The sequence below is a fragment of the Mycobacterium simiae genome, from assembly GCF_008370645.1.
Classification (GTDB): domain Bacteria; phylum Actinomycetota; class Actinomycetes; order Mycobacteriales; family Mycobacteriaceae; genus Mycobacterium; species Mycobacterium simiae_A.
On sequence record NZ_VTZN01000282.1, the window covers coordinates 1 to 4,109 of the forward strand.

Annotated in this window: 5 protein-coding genes and 1 pseudogene; 5 read left to right on the top strand and 1 reads right to left on the bottom strand. The window is 66.5% G+C overall.

The window, feature by feature from the left end; all coding sequences use genetic code 11:
- The 5 genes and pseudogenes from F0Q45_RS24740 to F0Q45_RS24760 form a co-directional block, all read left to right on the top strand.
- A pseudogene (locus tag F0Q45_RS24740) lies at positions 1–566 on the top strand (ATP-binding protein); the annotation flags it as partial.
- Positions 563–994 (top strand): serine protease inhibitor, encoded by a 432-nt coding sequence (locus F0Q45_RS24745; RefSeq protein ID WP_149656400.1) that lies wholly within the window; start codon positions 563–565, stop codon positions 992–994. The pseudogene F0Q45_RS24740 and the gene F0Q45_RS24745, both read left to right, overlap by 4 nt.
- Positions 970–1,344 (top strand): DUF742 domain-containing protein, encoded by a 375-nt coding sequence (locus tag F0Q45_RS24750; RefSeq protein WP_149656401.1) that lies wholly within the window; start codon positions 970–972, stop codon positions 1,342–1,344. Before F0Q45_RS24745 ends, F0Q45_RS24750 begins: the two co-directional genes overlap by 25 nt.
- Positions 1,325–1,900, top strand: a complete 576-nt coding sequence (locus F0Q45_RS24755; protein WP_149656402.1) for a GTP-binding protein — start codon at positions 1,325–1,327, stop codon at positions 1,898–1,900. The genes F0Q45_RS24750 and F0Q45_RS24755 overlap by 20 nt, the downstream gene beginning before the upstream one ends.
- Positions 1,901–1,905: 5 nt before the next feature.
- Positions 1,906–2,454: a pentapeptide repeat-containing protein gene (locus F0Q45_RS24760; protein ID WP_149656403.1), complete on the top strand. Its 549-nt coding sequence runs from the start codon at positions 1,906–1,908 to the stop codon at positions 2,452–2,454.
- 3 nt (positions 2,455–2,457) lie between these two features.
- On the opposite strand, the gene F0Q45_RS24765 is transcribed toward F0Q45_RS24760, so the two are convergent.
- The coding region (locus F0Q45_RS24765) for an ABC transporter ATP-binding protein/permease (RefSeq protein WP_149656404.1) at positions 2,458–4,109 on the bottom strand (1,652 nt) is incomplete at its 5' end.

Sequence of the window (4,109 nt, forward strand, 5' to 3'; positions counted from 1 at the left end):
CCGGCCAGCACCAGCCCCGGCGCCGTCGCGAGCTGAAAACTCCGTGGTGGGAGACCCAGCACCAGCCCAAGCACGCCCCCTCGCAGGCTCCGCAACCGGTCCCGGCGCCAGCGGCGTCGGACACCTCGGCGTTTTTTTCCCGGCGTTCCGGGGCCGCCGACGCGACCCCCGCGCCGGCGGCCCCGGCCGGCCCAGCCCCCGATGACGACGTGATCTATCAGCGGATGCTGTCGGAGATGATGGGTGATCCGCGCGAGCTGGTCCACAGTCCGGACCTGGATTGGCAGTCGGTGTGGGACCGGGGCTGGTCGGTGGCCGCCGAAGCCCAAGACAAGCCGGTGGAGTCCCGCACCGACCACGGCCTGCCGGTGCGCACTCCCGGAGCCCGGCTGGTGCCCGGGGCCGCCCAGGCTGATCAGGTGGAAACGGGTCAACGCCGGCTAGCGCAGCATGCGGCTGCGCGCGATCCGGACGCGGTTCGCGCCTCCATGAGTAGCCACTTCGATGGTGTGCGAACCGGCCGGGCACACGCCCGCAAGACCAGTCAGGAACCCAATCAGGAATGAACCTACGCATGTCGGACAGTCAGCTCGACTGGCTGGTGTCGAAGTTTGCCCGCGAGGTTCCCGCAGTGGCGCATGCCCTGCTGGTGTCCGTGGACGGTCTGCCCATCGCCGCCAGTGAGTATTTGCCGCGCGAACGCGCCGACCAGTTGGCCGCGGTGGCTTCCGGGCTGGCCAGCCTGGCCACCGGCGCCGCGCAGCTGTTCGAGGGTGGCCCGGTGCTGCAGTCGGTGGTCGAAATGCAGAACGGATTCTTACTGCTGATGCGGGTCGGTGACGGCTCGCATCTGGCGACGCTGGCGGCGACCGGATGCGACATCGGGCAGATCGGCTACGAGATGGCCATTCTCGTCGAACGAGTCGGCAGCGTCGTGCAATCGTCCCGCCGCTCCCAACCCCAGCCGCAATGGACAGACGCGACCCGTCGCTAACCCGGCCGGAGGCACACCTGGTCCGCCCGTACACTCTGACAGCGGGACGGACCGGTACCGACGTCGACCTGCCACTGCAAGCGCCGGTGCAGACGCTGCAGGCGGGGCTGGCTCACCAATGGCCGCCCCATGACCTGCGAGGTCACATCATCCAGTTGTGCCTCAACAGCGCGTCGGTGGCCGAAATCGCCGCCCGGCTGGATTTGCCGGTGGGCGTCGCGCGCGTCTTGGTGGGCGATCTGGTCACGTCCGATTACCTTCAGGTGCACGAGACCTTGACCGACCAGTCCACCCGCGATGAGCGCCGCGAACTCATAGGAAGGACCCTGCGTGGTCTCCAAGCACTCTAAGGCGCGCGGTACCGCGTCGACGAAGATCGTCGTCGCGGGCGGATTCGGCGCTGGCAAGACGACGTTCGTCGGCGCCGTGTCGGAGATCATGCCGCTGCGTACCGAAGCAATGGTCACTGATGCCTCGGCCAGCGTCGACATGCTCGAGTCCACCCCGGACAAGCGGTCCACCACGGTCGCGATGGACTTCGGCCGTATCACCTTGGACGACGACCTGGTGCTGTACCTATTTGGCACCCCCGGCCAGCGTCGGTTCTGGTTCATGTGGGACGACCTGGTGCGCGGCGCCATCGGCGCAATCGTTCTGGTGGACTGCCGACGCTTGGAGGACAGCTTCGCCGCCGTTGACTTCTTCGAACACCGCAACCTGCCGTTCCTTGTCGCGGTCAATGAATTCGACGGTGCCCCACGGTATCCGGTTGCCGAGGTGCGCGAGGCATTGACGCTGCCCGCGCACATTCCGGTGATCGCGGTGGACGCCCGAAACCGCAAGTCGGCCACTGACGCGCTGATTGCGGTCAGCGAATACGCCCTAGCCAGTCTGACGAGCAGCTGACCGCCTTGCAGCATTGGGTCGATTGCGAATACTCCGGACACGACTTCCGCGACGAGGATCTGAGCCGGCTGCGGACCGAACGCGTGGTGTTCACCGAATGCGATTTCAGCGGCGTCAACCTGACTGAATCCGAACACCGCGGATCGGCATTCCGTAATTGCATGTTTCAACGAAGTACGTTGTGGCACAGTGTATTCCAGCAGTGCAGCATGCTCGGTTCAGTCTTTGTCCAGTGCCGGATGCGGCCGCTGACGTTCGACGAAGTGGACTTCACGCTCGCGGTGCTCGGCGGCAACGATCTGCGTGGCGTGGACCTGAGCGGCTGTCGACTCCGGGAGGCCAGTCTGGTAGAGGCCGACCTGCGCAAGAGCGTGCTGCGCAGCGCCGACCTCAGTGGTGCGCGGACCACCGGCGCCAAGCTGGACAACGCCGATCTGCGCAGCGCCACCATCGATCCGTCGTTGTGGAAGACGGCGTCGCTTACGGGTGCCCGCGTCGACGTCCCGCAGGCCTTGGCCTTCGCTCTGGCGCATGGGTTGCGACTGGACGCGTGACCCTCAGCGCTTGAGCCGGATGCGCCACCACACCAGCCCGGAATACAGCACGCAGAGCGCGGCAAGCATCGCCATGTCGAAAAGCCAAGCAATGCGCGAGTGTGTCCAGTGGCTGTCCTCGGGACTGAGCGACCCGGGCACCAGCTCTCGAAGGTTGACGGTTGCCGCCGATGCCGCGTAGCCCCACCGCGCGGGCACCGCCCAGGACAGCTGGTCGAGGAAGATCCGGTCGGTCACCGGGACGATGCCGCCGGCAAGCACCAGCTGCAGCATCAGCGACACCACTAGCAACGGCATGATCTGCTCGTTGGATCGCGCGACCGACGACAACGCCAACCCGACAATCGCCGAGGCCACGCAGGTCGCGGCGACGGTGCCGAAAAGTTCCACGCTGGGATTGCCCAGCAGCAGCGCTTTCTGCGTCGGCGTGCCTTTGCCCAGGAGCACGATGCTGGTCGTGATTGCGGCTTGGATGACGGCGAAGACGCAGAAGACGGTGACCTTGGCGCTCAAATACGCCGTCGTGGACAGGCCGACCGCCTGTTCGCGCCGGAAGATCGCGCGCTCACCGATCAGGTCGCGGATCGTCAGCGCGGTGCCCATGAAGACGGCCGCGATGGACAGCAGCGTCAAGATCTGGGCGGCTTCGTCGGGGGTTTGACTGGTCGGTGCGGCGATCCTGAAGCCGCTGTCGCCGGGAACGGCCAGCGACAATGCCCCCAGAATGAACGGCAAGATCGCCAGGAATACGAAGTAGGCGCGGTCGGCGACGACCAGCCGAACTTGGCGGCGCGCGATCGTGCCGAACTGGCGGCGCACGCTGGTGTGCGCTGGCGTGCCCAGATCCGTCGGCGTTTGGTGCTGCGCGGGCGCAGGCGGCCGATGCTGGGCCAGGAAGCGGCGGTTGGCCTCCTCTGGGTCCGCGCCCACCTTGGCGAAAATCTTGGCCCAGTTGGTGGTTCCCATGGCCGCACCGATCTGGTCGGGCGGGCCCAAAAAAGCCGTCTTACCCCCGGGCGCCATGAGCAACACCTGATCGCAGACGTCGAGATAGGTCAGTGAGTGCGTGACAACCAACAGCACCCGACCGGCGTCGGCGAGTTGGCGCAGCATCGTCATCACCTGCAGGTCCAGCGCCGGGTCCAGACCGGATGTGGGCTCGTCGAGGATCAGCAGCGACGGTCCGGTGAGCAGTTCTAGTGCCACCGACGCGCGTTTGCGCTGGCCGCCGGATAGCTGGTCGACTCTGGTGTCGGCGTGCTGGGTTAGCCCCAGCTCCGCGAGCACTCCGGCGACGACCTGTGCGCGGTCCTCTTTGCTGGTATCGGGCGGCAACCTCAGTTCGGCAGCGTAACCAAGCGCCTGAATGATGGTCAGTTGCCGGTGCACGACGTCATCTTGGGGGACCATCCCGATCCTGCTGCGCAACGACGCGTAGCCGGTGTGGATGTTGTGGCCCGCAAAGCTCACCGTGCCGGAGCTGGGGTTGGTGTACCCGGCGATGAGGCGGGAAAGTGTGGTCTTGCCGGCACCGGACCCGCCGATGACGGCGGTCAGTGTGCCGGGCGGCGCGGTCAACGACACGTTGTTCAGCAGCGTGTTCCCCGGGATGGCGAAGCTAACGGCATTGACCTCCAGGCCACCGGCGCGGGTGG

What these genes read in the sequence shown, in the direction of transcription:
- F0Q45_RS24750 (WP_149656401.1), top strand. Translation starts at nt 970, where the DNA reads ATGGACAGACGCGACCCGTCGCTAACCCGGCCGGAGGCACACCTGGTC.
- F0Q45_RS24745 (WP_149656400.1), top strand. Translation starts at nt 563, where the DNA reads ATGAACCTACGCATGTCGGACAGTCAGCTCGACTGGCTGGTGTCGAAG.